The sequence below is a fragment of the Caenibius sp. WL genome (assembly GCF_019803445.1).
GTDB lineage: Bacteria > Pseudomonadota > Alphaproteobacteria > Sphingomonadales > Sphingomonadaceae > Caenibius.
Genome location: NZ_CP081844.1, coordinates 1,634,883 through 1,654,817 on the forward strand (window position 1 = coordinate 1,634,883; position 19,935 = coordinate 1,654,817).

The 19,935-nt window shown below is 64.1% G+C and carries 21 protein-coding genes; 14 read left to right on the forward strand and 7 right to left on the reverse strand.

Annotated features, from left to right (window positions below):
- Positions 1-8: 8 nt before the first annotated feature.
- The 3 genes from K5X80_RS07615 to folP all read left to right on the forward strand — a co-directional run bounded on the left by K5X80_RS07615 (position 9) and on the right by folP (position 4,124).
- Positions 9-1,586 (forward strand): ATP-binding cassette domain-containing protein, encoded by a 1,578-nt coding sequence (locus tag K5X80_RS07615; RefSeq protein WP_222560242.1) that lies wholly within the window; start codon positions 9-11, stop codon positions 1,584-1,586.
- A 215-nt stretch (positions 1,587-1,801) separates the two neighbouring features.
- Positions 1,802-2,944 carry a site-specific DNA-methyltransferase gene (locus K5X80_RS07620; protein WP_222560243.1) on the forward strand — a complete coding sequence of 381 codons (1,143 nt, stop codon included), beginning with the start codon at positions 1,802-1,804 and terminating at the stop codon, positions 2,942-2,944.
- A 61-nt stretch (positions 2,945-3,005) separates the two neighbouring features.
- Entirely contained in the window at positions 3,006-4,124 is a 1,119-nt protein-coding gene (folP, locus tag K5X80_RS07625; RefSeq protein WP_222560244.1) for a dihydropteroate synthase, read from the forward strand.
- Between the two features lie 6 nt (positions 4,125-4,130).
- Here folP and K5X80_RS07630 read toward each other — a convergent pair whose 3' ends face one another.
- Entirely contained in the window at positions 4,131-5,552 is a 1,422-nt protein-coding gene (locus K5X80_RS07630) for a sigma-54-dependent transcriptional regulator (protein ID WP_222560245.1), read from the reverse strand.
- Positions 5,553-5,777: 225 nt separating this feature from the next.
- Here K5X80_RS07630 and K5X80_RS07635 point away from each other — a divergent pair, with 225 nt between their 5' ends.
- From K5X80_RS07635 to K5X80_RS07675, 9 genes are all read left to right on the forward strand, one after another.
- Complete coding sequence (locus K5X80_RS07635) at positions 5,778-5,903, forward strand: aa3-type cytochrome c oxidase subunit IV (protein WP_222560246.1); 126 nt, start codon at positions 5,778-5,780, stop codon at positions 5,901-5,903.
- 1 nt (position 5,904) lies between these two features.
- The gene (locus K5X80_RS07640; RefSeq protein WP_222560247.1) at positions 5,905-7,038 is read left to right on the forward strand and encodes an NAD(P) transhydrogenase subunit alpha; all 1,134 of its coding nucleotides are present in this window, start codon (positions 5,905-5,907) and stop codon (positions 7,036-7,038) included.
- A 16-nt stretch (positions 7,039-7,054) separates the two neighbouring features.
- The gene (locus K5X80_RS07645; RefSeq protein ID WP_283249250.1) at positions 7,055-7,339 is read left to right on the forward strand and encodes an NAD(P) transhydrogenase subunit alpha part 2; all 285 of its coding nucleotides are present in this window, start codon (positions 7,055-7,057) and stop codon (positions 7,337-7,339) included.
- On the forward strand, positions 7,339-8,799 hold the full coding sequence (locus K5X80_RS07650) for an NAD(P)(+) transhydrogenase (Re/Si-specific) subunit beta (protein ID WP_283249251.1): 1,461 nt from the start codon (positions 7,339-7,341) through the stop codon (positions 8,797-8,799). Before K5X80_RS07645 ends, K5X80_RS07650 begins: the two co-directional genes overlap by 1 nt.
- Before the next feature lie 233 nt (positions 8,800-9,032).
- Positions 9,033-9,728, forward strand: coding sequence for an aspartate/glutamate racemase family protein (locus K5X80_RS07655; protein WP_283249290.1), 696 nt, complete (start codon positions 9,033-9,035; stop codon positions 9,726-9,728).
- Between the two features lie 61 nt (positions 9,729-9,789).
- On the forward strand, positions 9,790-10,950 hold the full coding sequence (locus K5X80_RS07660; RefSeq protein ID WP_283249252.1) for a deoxyguanosinetriphosphate triphosphohydrolase: 1,161 nt from the start codon (positions 9,790-9,792) through the stop codon (positions 10,948-10,950).
- A complete protein-coding gene (locus tag K5X80_RS07665) occupies positions 10,943-11,689 on the forward strand; it encodes an NAD(P)H-binding protein (protein WP_222560251.1) in 747 nt (248 codons plus the stop codon). The genes K5X80_RS07660 and K5X80_RS07665 overlap by 8 nt, the downstream gene beginning before the upstream one ends.
- Before the next feature lie 47 nt (positions 11,690-11,736).
- Positions 11,737-12,189 carry an abscisic acid-deficient protein Aba4 family protein gene (locus K5X80_RS07670; RefSeq protein ID WP_222560252.1) on the forward strand — a complete coding sequence of 151 codons (453 nt, stop codon included), beginning with the start codon at positions 11,737-11,739 and terminating at the stop codon, positions 12,187-12,189.
- Positions 12,186-12,779, forward strand: coding sequence for a DUF938 domain-containing protein (locus K5X80_RS07675; RefSeq protein WP_222560253.1), 594 nt, complete (start codon positions 12,186-12,188; stop codon positions 12,777-12,779). The genes K5X80_RS07670 and K5X80_RS07675 overlap by 4 nt, the downstream gene beginning before the upstream one ends.
- A 46-nt stretch (positions 12,780-12,825) precedes the next feature.
- Here the strand turns inward: K5X80_RS07675 and K5X80_RS07680 are convergent, their stop codons facing one another.
- The 3 genes from K5X80_RS07680 to K5X80_RS07690 form a co-directional block, all read right to left on the reverse strand.
- The gene (locus K5X80_RS07680; protein WP_222560405.1) at positions 12,826-12,954 is read right to left on the reverse strand and encodes an entericidin A/B family lipoprotein; all 129 of its coding nucleotides are present in this window, start codon (positions 12,952-12,954) and stop codon (positions 12,826-12,828) included.
- Between the two features lie 83 nt (positions 12,955-13,037).
- On the reverse strand, positions 13,038-13,952 hold the full coding sequence (locus K5X80_RS07685; RefSeq protein WP_222560254.1) for a DMT family transporter: 915 nt from the start codon (positions 13,950-13,952) through the stop codon (positions 13,038-13,040).
- Positions 13,953-14,002: 50 nt separating this feature from the next.
- A complete protein-coding gene (locus K5X80_RS07690) occupies positions 14,003-15,541 on the reverse strand; it encodes a TadA family conjugal transfer-associated ATPase (RefSeq protein ID WP_283249253.1) in 1,539 nt (512 codons plus the stop codon).
- A 189-nt stretch (positions 15,542-15,730) separates the two neighbouring features.
- On the opposite strand from K5X80_RS07690, the gene K5X80_RS07695 reads away from it, so the two are divergent.
- Positions 15,731-16,630, forward strand: a complete 900-nt coding sequence (locus K5X80_RS07695) for a DMT family transporter (protein ID WP_222560256.1) — start codon at positions 15,731-15,733, stop codon at positions 16,628-16,630.
- 50 nt (positions 16,631-16,680) lie between these two features.
- The gene (locus K5X80_RS07700) at positions 16,681-16,959 is read left to right on the forward strand and encodes an HNH endonuclease (protein ID WP_261390673.1); all 279 of its coding nucleotides are present in this window, start codon (positions 16,681-16,683) and stop codon (positions 16,957-16,959) included.
- 347 nt (positions 16,960-17,306) lie between these two features.
- Here K5X80_RS07700 and K5X80_RS07705 read toward each other — a convergent pair whose 3' ends face one another.
- Genes K5X80_RS07705 through K5X80_RS07715 form a run of 3 tightly spaced genes read right to left on the reverse strand, consistent with a single transcriptional unit; the run spans position 17,307 to position 19,929 of the window.
- Positions 17,307-17,564: an ATP synthase F1 subunit epsilon gene (locus K5X80_RS07705; RefSeq protein ID WP_222560257.1), complete on the reverse strand. Its 258-nt coding sequence runs from the start codon at positions 17,562-17,564 to the stop codon at positions 17,307-17,309.
- A gap of 4 nt (positions 17,565-17,568) precedes the next feature.
- Positions 17,569-19,026: a F0F1 ATP synthase subunit beta gene (gene atpD, locus K5X80_RS07710; protein ID WP_222560258.1), complete on the reverse strand. Its 1,458-nt coding sequence runs from the start codon at positions 19,024-19,026 to the stop codon at positions 17,569-17,571.
- A 24-nt stretch (positions 19,027-19,050) separates the two neighbouring features.
- On the reverse strand, positions 19,051-19,929 hold the full coding sequence (locus K5X80_RS07715) for a F0F1 ATP synthase subunit gamma (RefSeq protein ID WP_222560259.1): 879 nt from the start codon (positions 19,927-19,929) through the stop codon (positions 19,051-19,053).
- Positions 19,930-19,935 lie beyond the last annotated feature (6 nt).

A 19,935-nucleotide genomic window follows, 5' to 3' on the forward strand; every position in this document is an offset into this window, starting at 1 on the left:
GGTGCCCTATGCCTTCCTTCCTGACTTTCGACCGCATTGCCGCCAACCGGCCTGACGGAACCCCGCTTTTTTCCGAACTGACGCTCGCTCTCGGGCGGGAACGTATTGGCCTTGTCGGCCGCAACGGCAGCGGCAAATCGACTTTGCTGACCATCGCCGCCGGGCTGCGCGCGCCCGATCATGGCGCGGTCACGCGCCATGGGCGTATCGGCCTGCTGCGGCAGATATTGCCCGATGCGGGGCAGGTGGCGGATGCGCTGGGCGTTGCCCCGGCACTGGCGGCCATGGCCCGGCTGGAAGCGGGGGAGGGCACGGCGGATGATGCCGCGGAGGCGCAATGGGATCTGCCCGAACGGCTGGAACAGGCGCTGGCCGATGTCGGCCTGCCCGGCCTCGGGCTGGAGCGCGATGTCGCGAGCTTGAGCGGGGGTGAGCGCACCCGGCTCGGCCTGGCGGCGCTGTTGCTCGATGCGCCCGATGTGTTGCTGCTGGATGAGCCGACCAACAATCTCGATGCCGAAGGGCGTGCCGCGATCCATGCCCTGCTGGCGCGCTGGCAGGGCGGGGCGCTGGTGGTCAGCCATGACCGGACCCTGCTGGAGGATATGGACCGGATCGTGGCGCTCAGTCCCGTGGGAGTCATGGTGCACGGCGGCGGGTGGAGCAGTTTTGCCGCCGCCCGCGATGCGGCGCGCGAACGGGCCGGGGAGGAACTGGACCGGGCCCGGCGCGCTGTCGGCCAGCAGGCGCAGGCGGCGCAGAGACAGGCCGAGAAACAGGCCCGGCGCGACAAGGCGGGCCGCGCGGTCAAAGCGCGGGGCGATCAGCCGCGTATCCTGTTGGGCAAGCGGCAGGAGCGTGCGGAAAACACCGCCGCCAGCGGGCGTGCGCTGGCCGAACAACAGGCGCAGGAAGCGCAGGGCGCGCTCGATGCGGCCCGGCGGCAGGTCGAAATCGTCACTCCGCTGACGATCGTTTTGCCGCCTAGTGGGCTGCCCGCCGGGCGCACCGTGCTGGCGTTGCATGATGTGGTGGTGGCCCACGCGGGGCAGCCGCTGTTCAAACCGGTTTCGTTCACGATCACCGGGCCCGAGCGGGTGGCATTGCGCGGCCCCAACGGCAGCGGCAAGACCAGCCTGCTGCGCGTGGTGGCAGGCCTTGCGGAACCCGCATCCGGCGGCGTGCAGCGCGTGGAAGGCGCGGTGGCGATGCTCGACCAGCATGTTTCGCTGCTCGATCCCGATCTCTCTCTGCTTGACAATATCCGGTCGTATTATCCTGAAATGACGGAACATGATGCCTATGCGGTGCTGGCGCGATTTGCCTTCCGCAACCGCGAGGCGCTTCGCCTTGCCGGGACATTGAGCGGTGGGGAGCGTCTGCGCGCGGGGCTGGCGATCGTGTTTTCCGGCCAGAAACCGCCACAATTGCTGGTGTTGGACGAGCCGACCAACCACCTCGATCTTGAATCGCTCGAAGAATTGGAGCGGGCCCTGATAGGGTATGACGGCGCGCTGCTCGTCGTCAGCCATGACGATGCGTTCCTCGAAACGATCAGCGTCGGGCGCCATATTACGCTGTGTTAGAAAAATTTTTTGTGCCGCGAGTCTGCTTTGCCACACCCCTAGATATCGAGTCTTGCGTTTGCGCCATGACTCCAGATGCTGTGGCGGACTCGTTGTGTTCCGTTTTCGGGAAAGGTATTCTGACCCCGCTGCGCCAGGGCGCGTGGCCGCAGCCGGCTTGACGCGGACTCCGCGAGGACTCACCCTAGGGGCCACTCAAGGGGGTTTGCATCCGGATGGAACAGGTACTGACGAAACTTCGCGCGCCGCTGCGCACGGAAACGAGAAAAGCGGCGGTGGCCAAGGCAGACCTGCCGCTGGGCCGGATTCTCGATGGCGATTGCGTGGAAGCGATGCGTTCGCTGCCGGACAACTGCATTGATCTGATCTTCGCCGATCCGCCGTATAACCTCCAGCTCGGCGGCGATCTCAACCGCCCGGATGGCAGCCATGTCGATGCGGTGACTGACGACTGGGACCGGTTCGACAGCTTCGCCGCTTACGACCGCTTCACGCGCGATTGGCTGGTGGAAGCGCGCCGTATCCTCAAGCCCGATGGTGCGTTGTGGGTGATCGGCTCCTATCACAACATCTTCCGGGTCGGCGCGATCCTGCAGGATCTGGGCTTCTGGATTCTCAACGATATCGTCTGGCGCAAGTCCAACCCGATGCCCAATTTCCGCGGCACGCGCTTTACCAATGCGCATGAGACGCTGATCTGGGCGAGCATGGGCGAAAAGGCGAAGTACCACTTCAATTATCGCGCGATGAAGACGCTGAACGACGAATTGCAGATGCGCTCGGACTGGGTGATCCCGATCTGCGGTGGGCAGGAACGACTGAAGAAGGAAGGGCACAAGGTCCATCCCACGCAGAAGCCTGAAGCGCTGCTTTACCGGGTGATGCTGGCGACGACGGAGAAGGGCGATGTCGTGCTCGATCCGTTCTTCGGTACCGGCACCACCGGCGCGGTGGCCAAGCGTCTGGGGCGCGAATGGATCGGGTGCGAGCGGGAAGGCATTTACCGCGAGGCGGCGGTCGAGCGTATCGAAATGGCCCTGCCGCTGGATGAAAGCGCGTTGACCACGATGCAGAGCCGCAAGGATGCGCCGCGCGTGGCGTTCGGCGCGCTGGTTGAGGCCGGGCTGATCCCGCCGGGCGCACAGGTGTTCGACAAGCAACGCCGCTGGACCGCCACCGTACGGGCCGATGGCTCGCTGGAAAGCGGCAAGGAGGTCGGCTCGATCCACGGTGTCGGCAAAGTCCTGCAAGGCGCGCCGAGCTGCAACGGCTGGACGTTCTGGCAGATCGAGCACGAAGGCGCGGTCAAACCGCTTGACGCGCTGCGCCAGCTTTACCTGCTGAGCGTGGAAGACTGATCGTGCCGCCGCTGTCGCGGGCAATGGCGGCGGCAGCGGCTGAACGAGGCGGATGAGGGCCATGCCCGCGACCGAGCAACTCTATATCCGGCCGATCGGTTTCGCTGCCAGCCCGCAAAGCGAGGAAGGCGAAGCGATCCGCCTTGCCGGTGGGCTGGTCTATGCCACCCGCTTCGCTCTGATCCGGCGTGAGGGAAGCCGGGTCGTGGCGCGGGAGCGGGTGGCTGTGCCAGACATGGCGGCGGCGCTGGCGCGGTTGCCGGACAGTCTTGCCGCGGAGGGGGAGCGGCAATGGGCGGCCCTGGGCATGGCGCACCCGCCTCTCGTATGCGGTGCACGCACCATCCGGCTCGATCAGCCGCAGGTCATGGGTATTCTCAACCTCACGCCCGACAGTTTTTCCGATGGCGGGGCCTTTCTTGACAATGCGGATGTGGCGAATGCCCATGCCGCCGCGATGCTGGAAGCCGGGGCGGCGATTATCGATGTCGGCGGGGAAAGCACCCGTCCGGGCGCCCCCGCCGTGTGGGAAGGGGATGAGCTCAAGCGCGTGATCCCGATGATCGAACGGCTCGCAGCCGCAGGCGCGGCGATCAGCAGCGACACGCGCCGGGTGGCGGTGATGGACGCCGCGCTCAAGGCCGGGGCGCATATCATCAACGATGTTTCGGCCCTGCGCCACGATCCGCGCGCCATGGAATTCGCGGCGGCGAGTGGGGCGCCGGTGATCCTGATGCATGCGCCGGGCGAAGGCGATGATCTGCACGACGGCGGGCCATATGCCGATGTCGTGCTGGACGTGTTCGATTGGCTGAAAGCCCGGCGCGATGCGGCTGTGGCCGCAGGGATTGCGCGCGAGCGGATCATTCTCGATCCCGGCATCGGCTTCGGCAAATCGCTGGCGGACAATCTGGCCCTGCTTAACGCGCTGCCGCTCTATCACGCTCTGGGCCAGCCGTTGTTGCTGGGCGCCAGCCGCAAGAGGTTCATCGGCGCGTTGGCGAAAGAGGCCCCGGCGCACCGGCGGCTGGGCGGTTCGGTGGCCGTGGCCTTGCACGGCATGAACGCCGGGGTGCAATTGCTGCGCGTGCACGATGTGGCGGAAACCGTGCAGGCGCGCGATATCTGGCGCGGCCTGCGCGATGGCGCGCTGACCGATTTCAGCGATCTCGCCGATTGAAAGCGATCAGGCGGCGGTGCCTTCGATCCCGAGATCGGCCAGCTTGCGGTAAAGAGTCGAACGGCCAATGCCGAGACGGCGGGCCACTTCGCTCATCCGGCCGCGATAATGGCCGATGGCGAGCCGGATAACGTCCGCCTCGATATCTTCCAGCGGGCGCAGATTGCCGTCTTGGGTGTAAAGCTGAATGCCCGCGCCATCCTGCATCGGTTTGAGCGAAGTCTGCGCATCGCCCAGCATTTCCGACAATTGCGGGAAATCCTGCGCCGTCAGCGCATCGCCGTCGCAGAACACGGCCGCGCGGAACAGCGTGGCCTGCAACTGGCGGACATTGCCCGGCCAATCGTAAGCGGACAGCAGCGCCAGTGCCCCATCGGTCACGCCCAGCGGGCGCAGGCCCGGCTGTTCGCCGATGTGGTGGAGGAAATAGCGGGTCAGCGCGGGAATATCGCCCGGCCGCTCGCGCAAGGGCGGCATGGTGATTCGCGTTCCCACCAGCGCTTCGTAAAGGTCGGCGCGGAAATGGCCCGCCGCGACCATCTCCTCCAGCGGCCAGTTGCTGGCGGCGATAATACGCACATCGACGCGGAACCGGTGGTTCGCACCGATGGGGCGAACCTGGCGCAATTGCAGCGCTTCGGCCAGCCGGTCCTGCGCCATCGGGGGCAGGCGGTCGATCTCGTCGAGCACCATGGTTCCGCTGTCGCAGTGCTGCATCGCCCCGATCTGGCGGTCGAAAGCACCGGGGAACGCGCCTTTTTCATGGCCGAACAGGACGGATTCGATCGAATTGACGGGCACGCTGCCGATGTTGACGATGCGCAGTTGCGTCTTGGCGCGGGGGCTGGCGGCATGGATCGCGCGCACCAGCATTTCCTTGCCGGTGCCGCTTTCCCCTTCGATCAGGATACTGCCGTGCCCGCGCGCGGCCTTGGCGGCCTTGGCCAGCGCGGCGCGGAAATCGGGATTGGCGCCGATCATCGCATCGAAATCGAGCGTCGCAGCGATCTTCTCGGTCAGCGGTTGCAGTTCGTCGCGCGGGGCCTTGGGCGTTGTCGCGCTGCGCAGCGCCAGCATCAGCCGGTCGGGCGAAATGGGTTTGACGAGATAATCGGTCGCGCCCGCGCGCATCGCTTCCACCGCCAGCAGAGGGCTGGCGCTGGTGGTGAGCATCAGGATCGGCATCGCCGGGCGGTGGGCTTTCAGCTCGGCGATCAGGGCGCAGGCGTCATCCCCCGGCACCCATTGGTCGAGAATGATCGCACCCACGCGCATCCCCTGGCGCGTGCCGAGCGTGTCGAGCGCGCTTTCCGAATCGCGCACCACGACGGTGCGCCAGCCTTCGCGGGCGGCAAACGTGCTGATCAACCGGCTTTGCGCCGGTTCATCGTCGATCAGCATCAACAATCGCTCTTGGCTGTCGCTCATAGCTCCCATCTGTCCCTGTTTGGCACGGTTTGGCACATAATGCATGGGGGTAAAGAGCAGATTAAGCCTAAAGCGATGACAAGGAAAAATTGTCGGGCACCGGAGGCCTGACACAAAGGCGGGGCATCGTAAGCACGCCAAGCCTTGACGGGCGGCGGCGGAAAGGTAGATCAGAACCCGGTATAGCTGGATATTTTGGCCAGCATGACTTGGGGAAGGGTATCTATGGCTTCGGGCAATGATATGAAGGCCGCGCGGCAATCCTACGAAAATTTTGTCACTATGGTGAAATGGGCAACACCGGTTTGTGCGCTGGTGGCTTTGTTCGTCGTTGTGCTGATCGCGCAATAAGATGGCGGCTCAGACCAAGATCGCGGTCCTGAAAGAACGGACCGCAGGCGAGACGCGCGTTTCCGCAATTCCCGAAACGGTAAAGAAATTTATCGCCCTTGGCGCCGTGATGGCTGTCGAGGAAGGCGCGGGCGTAAACGCTTCCATCACCGACGAGGCGTTCCGCGAAGCCGGAGCGCAGGTCGGCCCGCTGGAAACCGTGCTGAAAGACGCCGACATCGTGTTCGGGGTGCAGGGCGTGGAACCGTCCTTGCTGGCCGGCGCGAAGCCCGGCGCATGGTTTGCCGCCGTGCTCGACCCGTTCGGGCAGCGTGCCCGCATCGATGGCTATGCCACCGCCGGGGTCGAAGCGCTGGCCATGGAATTCATGCCCCGCATCACCCGTGCGCAATCGATGGACGTACTGTCCAGCCAATCGAACCTCGCCGGTTACAAGGCGGTTCTGGCCGCGGCCGACACCTATGGCCGGGCTTTCCCGATGATGATGACGGCGGCGGGCACGATCACTGCCGCGCGCGTTTTCGTCATGGGCGTTGGGGTGGCCGGGCTGCAGGCGATCGCCACCGCGCGTCGCCTGGGCGCGCAGGTGTCCGCCACGGACGTGCGTTCGGCCACCAAGGAACAGATCCAGTCGCTCGGCGCTAAACCGGTGTTCGTGGAGAACGTCGCCGGGATCGAAGGCGAAGGGCAGGGCGGTTATGCCACGGAAATGTCGGAAGAATATCAGAAGGCGCAGGCCGAACTGGTATCCTCCCACATTGCCAAGCAGGATATCGTCATCACCACCGCTCTGATCCCCGGACGGGCGGCGCCGCGGCTGATTTCCGACGCGCAGATCGCCACCATGCGGCCCGGCAGCGTGATTTTCGATCTCGCGGTGGCGCAGGGCGGCAACGTGGAAGGGTCTGTTCCCGATCAGGTGGTGGACCGCCATGGCGTGAAGATCATCGGCTTTTCCAACACGCCGGCGCATCTCGCGGCCGACGCATCGGCGCTTTTCGCGCGCAATCTTTACAACTTCCTGTCCGCTTTCTGGGACAAGGAAGCGGGCAAACCCGTCCTGGACGAGGAAATCGGCAATGCCGTGCGCCTCACGCAAGGCGGCAAGGTCGTCAACGAACGGCTGCTGGGGTGAGGGGGAAAACTCAGTCATGGATTTCATAGGCATCTTGTCAATCTTCGTATTGGCCTGTTTCGTGGGCTACTACGTTGTCTGGTCGGTGACACCGGCCCTGCACACACCGCTGATGGCGGTGACCAACGCCATTTCCTCGGTGATTATTGTCGGCGCGCTGATCGCGTCGGCTTCCGCCGGGTCGGAAGGTGGCATGTGGCTCGGCCTCGGCGGGGTCGTGCTGGCCAGCATCAACATTTTCGGCGGTTTCGCCGTCACCGAACGCATGCTCGCCATGTATAAGAAGAAGGAGCGCAAGTGATGCTTCATGCAGCTCCTCCGGCATGGGTCATGCTGGCTTATCTCGTTTCGGGCATCTGCTTCATCCTTGCCTTGCGCGGGCTCAGTTCGCCCGCCACCTCGCGGCGCGGCAACCGGCTCGGCATTTTCGGCATGGGCGTGGCGGTTTTCACCACGCTGCTGATCAACGCGCCGGTGCCTGAAGGGGCGTTCCTGCCGCAACCGACGGCCGAAGATCTCGCCACCCTGATCCGCATTATCGCGGCCATCGCGCTGGGCGGGGCGATCGGTTTCTTCATCGCCCGCAAGATCGCGATGACCGACATGCCGCAACTCGTCGCCGCATTCCACAGTCTCGTCGGCCTTGCCGCCGTGCTGGTGGGCCTGGCGGCCTATCTCAACCCGGTGGCTTTCGGCATCGCCGAAATGGACGGCACGATCCATGTGCAGAGCCGGATCGAAATGGGCCTGGGCATTGCCATCGGTGCGATTACGTTCTCCGGTTCGGTCATCGCGTTCCTGAAACTCGCCGGGAAGATGAGCGGCGCGCCGATCATGCTGCCCGCCCGCCACGTGATCAATCTCGGCACGCTGGTGGCGATCCTCGGCCTCGTGGCCTACTTCACGCAGGATCAGGCGCTGTGGGTGATCGTCACCATCACGGCGCTGTCGTTCATCATCGGCTTCCTGCTGATTATCCCGATCGGCGGCGCGGACATGCCGGTGGTCGTCTCGATGCTCAACTCGTATTCGGGCTGGGCTGCGGCGGCGATGGGTTTCACTCTGCACAACACCGCGATGATCATCACCGGTGCTCTGGTCGGTTCGTCGGGTGCGATTCTGTCGTACATCATGTGCCGGGCGATGAACCGCAGCTTCATTTCGGTGATTGCGGGCGGCTTCGGCGCGGATGACAGCGGCAGCGCCGGCGGCGCGGCCAAGGTCGACCGTCCGTGGAAACGCGGCAGCGCCGAAGACGCGGCGTTCCTGATGAAGGAAGCGAGCCAGGTCATCATCATTCCGGGCTACGGCATGGCCGTGGCGCAGGCGCAGCATGTGCTGCGTGAAATGGGCGATCTGCTGAAGGAAGCGGGCGTCACCGTGAAGTACGCCATCCACCCGGTGGCGGGCCGTATGCCGGGGCACATGAACGTGCTGCTGGCCGAAGCCAACGTGCCTTACGATGAAGTCTTCGAACTGGAAGACATCAACGGCGAATTCGCGCAGACCGATGTCGCGTTCATCATCGGCGCGAACGACGTGGTGAACCCCGCCGCCAAAACCGACAAGTCCAGCCCGATCTACGGCATGCCCGTGTTCGATGTGGACAAGGCCAAGACGATCTTCTTCGTCAAGCGGTCGATGGGCGGCGTGGGCTATTCCGGCGTCGACAACGATGTCTTCTACATGGACCAGACGATGATGCTGCTGGCCGATGCGAAGAAGATGGTCGAAGAAATCAACAAGGCCCTGCAGCACTAGGGCCAGCCATCCGCTTCCCGATTTTTCGGGGATCCGGTGTTTCAGAGGGCGGTCCTGCCACGGCGGGGCCGCCCTCTTGTTGACAAGGGGGGAGCACTCGGGGCACGGGGGCGCCACGGGTGGCCGCATTGTCCCCTCGTTTGGGCATTGCGGCGCTGGTGACGGCTTGCCGCTGGCAGCGCCATAGTGAACTAGAGAGCGTGGCTTTCATTTTGAACAAACAGGACAAACCTTTGCGCAAACTCGGCCTGATCGGTGGCATGAGCTGGATCTCGACCCGCACCTATTACGAACAGATCAACCGCATCATTCAGACGCGGCGCAACCCGCATGCCAGCGCGCCGATGCTGATCGAAAATCTGGATTTCACCGATCTGTGCGGTCTGAGCAGCAGCGAGGATTGGGACCGGGCGGCGCGTATCCTGACCGCCGCGGCGCTGCGGCTGGAAGTGGCGGGCGCGACCGCGTTGCTGATCGGGGCCAATTCGATGCACAAGGTCTATGATCGGGTGGCCGCGGCGGTGAATATCCCGATTCTGCATATCGCCGATTGCGTGGGCGAACGCATGGCGCGCGACGGCGCGCGCAACGCGGCGCTGCTGGGCACCAGCAACGTGATGACCGAAAGTTTCTATCGCGAACGGCTGGTCGCGCACGGGGTCGATCTCCTGCCGCCCGATCTCAAGGTCCTCGAAACGCTGGATCGGATCATCTACAACCAGTTGACTTGCGGCAAAGTGACCCGCGACGCGGAACGCACGCTGAAAACGATCATCACCGTGAAAGGGCAGGAAGGCGCCCGCGCGATCGTGCTGGCAGCCACCGAACTGGAACTGGTGGTCGATGTCGATGCCAATGTCCTGCCGATCTACGATGGCACCCGCATCCATGCGGAAAAGGGCGCGGCCTGGATTCTGGGCGAGGATTGAACGCCGATTCCGGGCCGGGCCGGGTTGCCATGCTGTGCGCCCCGGCCTAGGTCGGGGCCGCATGAACCGCGCGCCTTACGCCTCCGATCCCGCGCAAACGCGCGGCCGCGAATTTCCTGAAGACCGTGCCGGGACCCGTGGGCCCCGCAGCGAGTTTCAGCGCGACCGCGACAGAATCATCCATTCCATCGCTTTTCGCCGTCTGCGCCACAAGACCCAGGTTTTCATCGCGCCGGATGGTGACCATTATCGGGTGCGGCTGACGCACAGCATCGAGGTGGCGCAGATCGGCCGGGTGATCGCCCGCACGCTGGCGCTGGACGAGGATCTGACCGAGGCGCTGTGTCTGGCCCACGATATCGGCCATCCGCCGTTCGGGCATGCGGGGGAAAACGCGTTGAACGCGGCGACCCGCGCGCATGGCGGGTTCGATCACAATGCGATGGCGATGCGTATCCTGATGCGGCTGGAAAGCCCCTATTGCGATCATGTCGGCCTTAATCTGACATGGGAACTGCTGGAAGGGCTGGCCAAACACAATGGCCCCGTGGCCGCGCCGACCTGGGCCTTGCGCGAACTGGACGACGCGTTCCCGCTCGATCTCGCAAGCTGGGCTTCGCTCGAAGCGCAAGTGGCGGCGCTGTCCGACGATATTGCCTATGACAACCACGATATCGACGATGGCCTGCGCGCCGGGTTCCTCGAACTGGAAGACCTGTTGACGCTGGATTTCGTCGCCGATCAGTGGCGGGTGGTCGAAAAGCGCTTCCCCCATGCTTCGCGCGAAAGCCAGCTACGCGAACTGGTGCGGGGACAGATAGGTTTGATGGTGAACGATCTGCTCGATCACACCCGTGCGCAGCTCGGGGGGATCGCTTCGGCGGACGATGTGCGGCAGGCCGGGCGCGCTCTGGTGGGTTTTTCGCCTGCCGTCGCGGCGGAGGAACGGCGGCTCAAGCGGTTCATGTATGCCCGGCTCTACAACCACGCCGATCAACTGGCCACGGCGGAGCGCGCGGACCACGTCGTCGCCTCGCTTTTCGATGCCTACGATGCGGACCCGGTGCTGATGACCGGTGGCTGGGCCGGGGCGCTGCCCGCCGAGGAACCGGCCCGCAGCCGCCATATCGCCGATTTCATCGCCGGCATGACCGACCGCTTCGCCATCGATCGTTATGCCGAGATTTTCGGCGAGGCGCCGGACGGGCTACGCAATGTCTAGGCGGCGGATTCTTCTGATCGGCGCCACCGGGCTGATCGGCCGGGCGGTGATGCAATGCGCCGTGGGCGATGACGATATCCATCTGGCCGCCGTGGCCCGGCGCCGCGTGGGCTTGCCCGAAGGGGCGCGGATGGAAATGTTCGTCGCCGGGATCGAGCACTGGGCGGAAATCATCGAATCGCTCCAGCCGGATTGCGTCGTCTGTGCCCTGGGCACGACCTGGGCCAAGGCGGGCGAGGATGAGGCGGCGTTTCGCGCGGTGGACGAAAAGCTGGTTCTGGATGTCGCGCAGGCGACCAAGAACGCCAATATCCGCCAGTTCATCTGCGTGTCGGCGATAGGGGCGGATCGATCGAGCCGCCATCTCTACATGCGGGTGAAAGGCGAAGTGGAAGCCGCTTTGCAAAAGATGCGTTTCGTCCGGCTGGATATCCTGCGCCCCGGCCAGTTGCGCGGGGAACGGGTGGAGGATCCCCGCCCGCGTGAACAATGGCTGGCCCGGCTGAGCCGCGTGCTCGACCTGTTCCTGCACGGCGGAATGCGCCGGTTCCGCTCCATTTCCGCCGCGCATATGGCGGAGGCAATTCTCGATCTGGCTCAGGAAAAGGCCGGTGGCCGTTTCGTCCATGAATATGACGCGCTGATGCGCGCGGCGCGGCGGCTGGAACGCAGCCGGGCCGAACGTGCAGCCATTGAACAAGGCGAGGTAGGTAAGGGCGGGAACGGGAAACTGGCCTGATCCGCCCCGATGCTGCTACGCATCCTCAAAAGGTGGAGGGTTCGAGCATGTGGCAGGCGTATCTGGGTTTCGCGACGGCGGTGGCATTGGTTGGCTGGGCCATTCTGATCTTCCTGCCCCGGCGGCCGTTCCTTCTATCGCTGGTGCTTTACGCTGGCGTCGGCGTGTTGAGCCTGACTTACGTTTTGGGGCTGGTGTCGGTGCTGACCGGCTTGGCCGATCCCGGTGGGCCCTATACCAGCACAGTGAGCTTCTTCACGGTGGAAGGGCTGCGCGCGATCTCCACCAACGATGCCGGAGTAGTGATCGGCTGGATACACTATCTGGCGTTCGATCTCTTCATCGGCCTGTGGATCGCGCGCGATGCCGATGCCAAGGGCTTTTCCCGGACTATTCAGGGTATTGTCCTGCTTCTGGTGCTGCTGGCCGGGCCGTCGGGCCTGCTGCTGTGGCTAATCCTGCGTGAACGCGCGGCGCGGCGGGCGGCCCGCAAGCCATGAAGCAACATGCGCCCGCGGCGGCGCGCAATCGCGAGCCTATCGCGGCGGTGTTGGCCGAGGAATTGCCGGCAACCGGCCTTGTTCTGGAAGTGGCCAGCGGAACGGGCGAACATGCGCTGGCATTCGCCCGCCGCTTCCCCACACTGATCTGGCAGCCGAGCGATCCGAATGCGGCGGCCCGGGATTCCATCGCAGCCTGGCGGGAGGAGAGCGGGCTGGATAATCTGCGCTCGCCTCTGGCGCTGGATGCGGCCAGCGCCGCATGGCCTATCGCCTATGCCGATGCGCTGCTGTGCATCAACATGCTCCATATCAGCCCGTGGGAAGCGGCTGAGGGCCTGTTCGCAGGCGCGGCTCGTATCTTGCCACAAGGGGCGCCTCTGTTGCTCTATGGGCCTTATCGTGAAGAGGATGTAGCCACGGCGCCTTCCAACGAGGCGTTCGACGCCAGCCTGAAAGCCCGCAATCCCGCTTGGGGGCTGCGCGATCTGGCGGCGGTGGACCGGCTGGCGGAACGAAATGGCCTTGGCCGGGCACGCAGAACCGTGATGCCCGCCAACAATCTCATGCTGATCTATCGCAAACAGTGAAACCGGCCGGGTGGCGCGGCTTCACTGCGTGGCCTCGATTTCCGGATCAGATGGCGCGATCGGCCGCGTCGCCAACCGATTCGATATCGCGCCCGACGCCCTTGACGGTGTTGCAGGCCGTTGCGGTGAGGGCCACACCCCCGAGGGCGAGAGCCAGGATGAATTTGCGGATCATCGACTTGTCCTTCTTCGTTGTTTGCCTCTGCATTGCGTCATGCAAGAAAAACGCAGGGTGAACGCCCGAGTTCCTCCGGCCGTTCAGCGCCCGAGCATGTTCTCCGCATGCAGTTCGGCTTTCTGCAAGCTATGTTCGCGCCAGACGATCAGCAAGCCCGCCGCGACAATCAGCGGCGCACCGATCCAGGTCGCAGCGGGTGGATACTGGCTGAACAGAAGCACGCCATAAAGCGCCGACCAGCCCAGCCCGGTATAGTCCATCACGATCACGCTCGACACGGGGCCGAGGCGCAGGGCCAGCGTCAGCAGCATTTGCCCGACCAGCCCGCACAGGCCCATCGCCAGAATGAGCAGCCAGGTGCCGGTGTCGTGCGCCATATCGACGAACGGCAGGCCAAGCGCGAGCAGCGGAGTGGTGAATGCGGCAAAATAGAACACGATCGTCAGCGGCTTTTCGGACCGGTTAAGATCCTTGATCAGAATCGACAGCAGCGCGATCGCGAAAGCGGAGCCGAGCCCGGCGGCGAGGCCGAGCGGATGGATCGCGATCTCGCCCGGCTGAGTGATGACGAGAATCCCGGCAAAGCCCATGAACAGTGCCGAAAGCCGCCACGCACCGACCTTTTCCTTGAGCAGGAAGACCGACAGGATGGTGGCGAACAGCGGCGCGGTGAATTGCAGTGCCTGCGCTTCGGCCAAAGGCAGGAGAATGGCGGAGCCGAAGGTCATCGCCATGCCGGCAAGACCCAGTATGGCGCGGCGGAAATGGTGGGTGACGCGGCTGGTGCGGAGCCGGATGAGTTGCCCCTGCATCATCACGAAGCCGAGGATCAGCGGCACCGTGATGAACTGGCGCCAGAACATGATTTCGATGAAGCTGACGCCGCGTTGGCTGAGCAGTTTCACCAGCGCCATCAGCGTTGCCAGCATCGCCACGGCCGCGATGCGGATGGCCAGAGCGAGAACGGGGCGTTGTTGCGGCGGCGCGGCGGACATGGCCCCTGCCTTAGCCGCGCCTAACCGGCGATCAATCCCTTTTCACAGACTTACAGGCAGGCTTCGAGATAGGCCTGATCGAACCCGTATTCGCGCGCTTTTTCCAGCGTGTAGGGGCGCAGGCCCGAACTGCGGAATTCGCCGATGATCTTGCCGTCTTCGCTTTCGTCCAGATATTCGAAGTGGAACAGTTCCTGCGTCACGATCACTTCGCCTTCCATGCCGATCACTTCGGTGATGTTGGTCGTGCGGCGGGAACCGTCGCGCAGGCGTTTCACCTGAACGATCAGATCGACCGATTCCGCGATCTGGCGTGAAATCGCTTCCTTGGGGATTTTGATGTCGCCCATCAGGATCATGTTTTCCATACGCGCAAGGCATTCGCGCGGGCTGTTGGAGTGCAGGGTGCACATCGAACCGTCATGGCCGGTGTTCATCGCGGCCAGCAGGTCGAAACATTCCGCGCCGCGAATTTCGCCCAGGATGATCCGGTCCGGGCGCATACGCAGGGCGTTCTTCACCAGATCGCCGATGGTGATTTCGCCCTGGCCTTCGAGATTCGGCGGGCGGGTTTCCAGCGGCAACCAGTGCGGCTGTTGCAGGCGCAGTTCGGCCGCGTCCTCGATCGTCAGCACGCGTTCGCCCGGATCGATCATTTTCGACAGGGCGTTGAGCATCGTCGTCTTGCCCGAGCCGGTGCCGCCCGAAATGACGATATTCATTCGGCTCGCGCCCGCGATTTTCAGCGCGGTGCACATCTTGTCGTTCATCGAACCGAAGCCTTGCAGCATGTCGAGCGTGATCGGCTTCTCGGAGAATTTGCGGATCGAGATCGCGGTGCCGCGCAAGCTGAGCGGGGGCACGATCACGTTGACGCGGCTGCCGTCCTTGAGCCGGGCATCGGCCAGCGGCGTGGTCTGGTCCACCCGGCGGCCGACCTGGTTCACGATACGTTGCGCGATCTGGAACAGGTGCCCTTCGTCGCGGAACTTGATCTTGGCGAGCTGGAGCTTGCCCTTCTTTTCGATGTAGGTCTGGTTCGGACCGTTCACCATGATGTCGGTCACATCCGGGTCGCTCAGCAGTTCCTCAAGTGGCCCGAAGCCCAGCAGCTCGTCGACCAGAACCTTTTCCAGCGCGAACTGTTCGCGCCGGTTCAGCGTGATTTTCAGTTCCGCCAGCACTTCGACGATGATCGGGCGGAACTCTTCGGACAATTCGGCCTTGGTCAGCGTTGCCGCCGCTTCGGGATCGACCCGTTCGAGCAGCGGCGGGAGGACCTGCTCCTTGATCCGGTGGACGCTGGCTTCGAACCCTTCGTTCGCTGCTTCGCCCGGCACGGCGATATTGGCCCGGTCGGCCAGCCGGGCCATTGCCTCGCTGACCGCGCTATCGGTGCGCAGCCCGGCGGCCTGCGTGTCTGGATCGCTGGCTTCGGAGATGAGCGGAAATGGTTCGGGCTCCACCGGATGGAGAGTGTTGGCCGCTTGAACGGCGGGGCCGGACATGGGCCGCGCGAGTCCGAATGCAGGCCGCCCGCTGGCTGCATTGGCCCTGCCAAGCCCGGATTTTCGCCCGAATGCTGTCATTTCTCACCCCTGCAAGACACTGCGGCCATCGGGTCCTCCCGATGCGTTTGCCCGTTATTAATGATAAAATCTTTGAGAACTTCCTAACGCCGCCATTTCAGCCCTGTTGTGGCCTGTGACGGAAAAACGGCTGCCCACTTTCCGCGCGATGCAGTAAGCGGCCTCTGGGGCTGGCAGGGGATAGACGCGTTGCGGCAGAATGAGCGGATGGGCCTGCTGTACGGGGCGCTGGGCTTTGCCCTGTTCCCGGTGGGTGATACCATCGTGAAAAGCATGAGCGGACAATGGGCGCCGATCGCGCTGGCGGGCCTGCGCTATTTCATTGCGGCATTGGGGCTTGGCCTGATTCTCGCGCTGCGGGAAGGGCGCCGGGGGTTCGCATTGCCGAGGCCCGGCATCCAGATCATGCGCGGGGTGGGGGTGGGCTGCGCTGCCCCGGCCTTTTTCACCGCGGTGATGCTGATGCCGTTGGCGGAAGCGACGGCGATCACGTTCACCCAGCCGATGCTGACCGGGCTTCTGGCCCCGCTGTTCCTGCGCGAACCGGCGCGCAAGGAAACCTGGATCGCCACGTTCGTGGCGTTCACCGGCGTTCTGGTGATTATCCGGCCCAGTCTGCTCGAACTGGGATGGGTGGCATTCCTGCCGCTGATTTCCGCCTTGGGTATGAGCCTCACCATGATCGGCAACCGCATGGTCGCCCATCTGGGAAGCCCGATAGCGATGCAGTTCGCGATCACGGCGATCGCCACGGTGACGCTGGGCGTGATTGTCGCTGCCGGGCACCTGAGCGGGATTCCCGCACTCCATGTCGGGAAGCCGCCGGTGATCGTGGTGGGCAAATGCATCGTTGTGGCCGTGGTGCTGACGATAGGACACTGGCTGGTGTTCAAAGGCACGACCCGGGTCGGGGCGGGAACGCTGGCCCCGATGACCTACATGCAATTGCTCGGAGCGACCGTGATGGGCTGGCTGGCGTTCGATGATCGGCTCGATCGTGCGACACTGCTCGGCATGGGGATGATCGTCGCGGCAGGGCTCTACATGTGGTGGAATGGGCGGATGCGCGATGGCGCGGAACTGCCTTGATGACGGTTGGCGTCTTGCCGCGCCGGAAGGGGAGTTTTACTGTCATTCCGATGAACGAGGCCGGGGAACAGTGCTGGCTGTGCCACAGGGAACTGGGGCGGAAGAGGGAATGGCATCATCCGGTGCCACGGCAGAAAGGCGGGCGGGCGGTGGTACCGCTGCACCCGATCTGCCATCGCACGATCCACGCGCATCTGACCAATGCCCAACTGGCCAGACTGGGCGCGGACCGGGAGGCGATCCTGCGCTGTGAACCGATTGCCCGCTTTGTCGCATGGGTTGCGAACAAGCCCGCCGATTTTCATGCGCCGACGTATGGCAGGCGGTGATCGCTTGGCGGGGGCTCCCCCGTCACTCTGAACTTGATTGGCATGTATCTTCTTTAGAAATATTCCCCCCTCGTCATTCCCGCGAAAGCGGAAATCCCGTTCCGCCGTTGCAGCTGGATTCCTGCGGGAATGACGAAGGTTACTTGTTCCAGTGGAATAAGCGCCAACTTGATTCAGCGGCCATTTCTCCGATTGGCAAACCGCTTGCGGGGAGAGGTGGATGCTGAACCGAGTTCAGCATGACGAAGGAAGGGAGATGACGCGGGACTTTCCTCGCACACCGCAAACTCCCAAAAGAAAAGGGCGCCCGGTGGGCGCCCTTCCTTTATCCGATATGCCGGTGGCGATCAGCCGTCGACATGTTCCGCCAGGACGGTGAGGCCGTTGGCTCCCACTTCGGCGAAGCCGCCGCGGACCTGGATTTCTTCCGGCTGGGCGTTTTCGGTCTTGTAGACCTGAACGGCGCCGTCGCGGATGGTCGACATGAAGGGCGCGTGGCCCTCCAGCACGCCGAATTCGCCTTCCGAACCGGGAACGACCACCATGTAGACGTCCTCGGAGCGGACCAGCTTGGCCGGCGTGACGAGTTCGAAGTGCAGAGCCATGGCCTCAGGCGTCCTCGGCCAGCTTCTTGGCCTTTTCGACCGCTTCTTCGATGCCGCCGACCATGTAGAAGGCCGCTTCCGGCAGGTGGTCGTATTCGCCGTCCACAACCGCCTTGAACGACTTCACGGTGTCTTCGAGCTGGACGAACTTGCCCGGGATGCCGGTGAAGACTTCGGCCACGTGGAACGGCTGCGACAGGAAGCGCTGGATCTTGCGCGCGCGGGCCACGACCGTCTTATCTTCTTCGCTCAGTTCGTCCATGCCGAGAATGGCGATGATGTCCTGCAGCGACTTGTACTTCTGCAGCGTTTCCTGAACGCGGCGAGCGGTTTCGTAGTGCTCCGCACCGACGACGCGCGGTTCGAGAACGCGGCTGGTCGAGTCCAGCGGGTCCACCGCCGGGTAGATGCCGAGTTCGGAGATGGCGCGCGAAAGCGTGGTCGTTGCGTCGAGGTGGGCGAACGAAGTTGCCGGCGCAGGGTCGGTAAGGTCGTCGGCCGGAACGTAGATGGCCTGCACCGAGGTGATCGAACCCTTGGTGGTGGAGGTGATGCGTTCCTGCAGCTGGCCCATGTCGGTCGACAGGGTCGGCTGGTAACCCACGGCCGAAGGAATACGGCCGAGCAGAGCCGACACTTCCGAACCCGCCTGAGTGAAGCGGAAGATGTTGTCGACGAAGAACAGCACGTCCTGGCCTTCCTGATCGCGGAAGTATTCGGCCATCGTCAGACCCGAGAGAGCGACGCGAGCGCGGGCGCCCGGGGGTTCGTTCATCTGACCGAAGACGAGCGCCACTTTGGAACCGTCGGAAGTCGGGTTGCCTTCGGCGTCCTTGGCGATAACGCCCGCGTCGAGGAATTCGTGATAGAGGTCGTTGCCTTCACGGGTCCGTTCGCCAACGCCCGCGAACACGGACACGCCGCCGTGGCCCTTCGCGATGTTGTTGATCAGTTCCTGAATAAGCACGGTCTTGCCCACGCCGGCGCCGCCGAACAGACCGATCTTGCCGCCCTTTGCGTAAGGCGCGAGAAGGTCGATCACCTTGATGCCGGTGACGAGGATCGCGGCTTCGGTCGACTGGTCGATGAAAGCCGGGGCTTCGGCGTGGATCGGGGCGAACTGGTCGGCGCCGACCGGGCCGCGTTCGTCGATCGGTTCGCCGACGACGTTGAGAATGCGGCCGAGCGTCTTCGGGCCGACCGGCACGGAGATTTGCGCGCCGGTGTTGGTCACGCTCTGCCCGCGGGTCAGGCCCTCGGTCGAGTCCATCGCGATGGTGCGGACGGTGTTTTCGCCAAGGTGCTGAGCAACTTCGAGAACAAGGCGGTTGCCGTTGTTGTCGGTTTCCAGAGCCGTCAGAATGGCGGGCAGTTCACCTTCGAAGGTCACGTCGACGACGGCGCCGATGACCTGGCTGATGGTGCCGTTGGTGGTCTTGTTGAGAACGGGGGCGGTGGCCATGGTCTTATCCTTGCCTGTGATCTCTTACAGCGCTTCCGCGCCGGCGATGATTTCGATGAGTTCGGTGGTGATCGCGGCCTGACGGCTGCGATTGTACTGGATGGTCAGCTTGTTGATCAGATCGCCCGCGTTGCGCGTGGCGTTGTCCATCGCCGTCATCGACGCGCCCTGTTCGGATGCGGCGATTTCCAGCAGCGCACCGAAGAGCTGCGTCTTGAGATAGCGCGGCAGCAGTTCGGCGAGGATTTCCTCCTCATCGGGCTCGTATTCCACCACGGCGCCCGAGTTGTCCTCAGCAGCCTGCTTCGGGGCGGGCACGGGGATGATCTGCTGCTCGGTCGGTTCCTGAACAAGCGCCGACTTGAACGTGGCAAAGACCAGATGCGCGATATCGAACTTGCCGCCTTCGTAGAGGCCGACCAGTTCGTTGGCGATCGCTTCTGCTTCCTCGTAGCCCGGCGTGCGGACCACCGACGTATCGAAACCGCCGATGATCGCATCGGGGAACGCGCGCCGGATCGGAGCGCGGCCCTTCTTGCCGACGAGGTAGAAAGCGACTGACTTGCCATCGGCCTGCAACGCGCGGGCCTTGGCCAGCGCGGCGCGGACGACGTTGGAGTTGAGGCCGCCGCACAGGCCCTTGTCGGTGTTGATCACGACCAGCAGATGACGCTGGTCGGAGCCGGTCCCGGCAAGCAGGCGGGGGCTGTTTTCGCTAACCGTGATCTTGCTGGCGAGCGAGCCCATCACGTCGGCCAGCCGTTCGGCATAGGGACGCGCGGCTTCTGCCGCGGCCTGCGCCTTGCGCAGTTTCGCGGCAGCAACCATCTGCTTGGCCTTGGTGATCTTCTGGGTCGACTTGACCGAGTTGATCCGGCCCTTGAGTTCCTTAAGCGAGGCCATGACGGC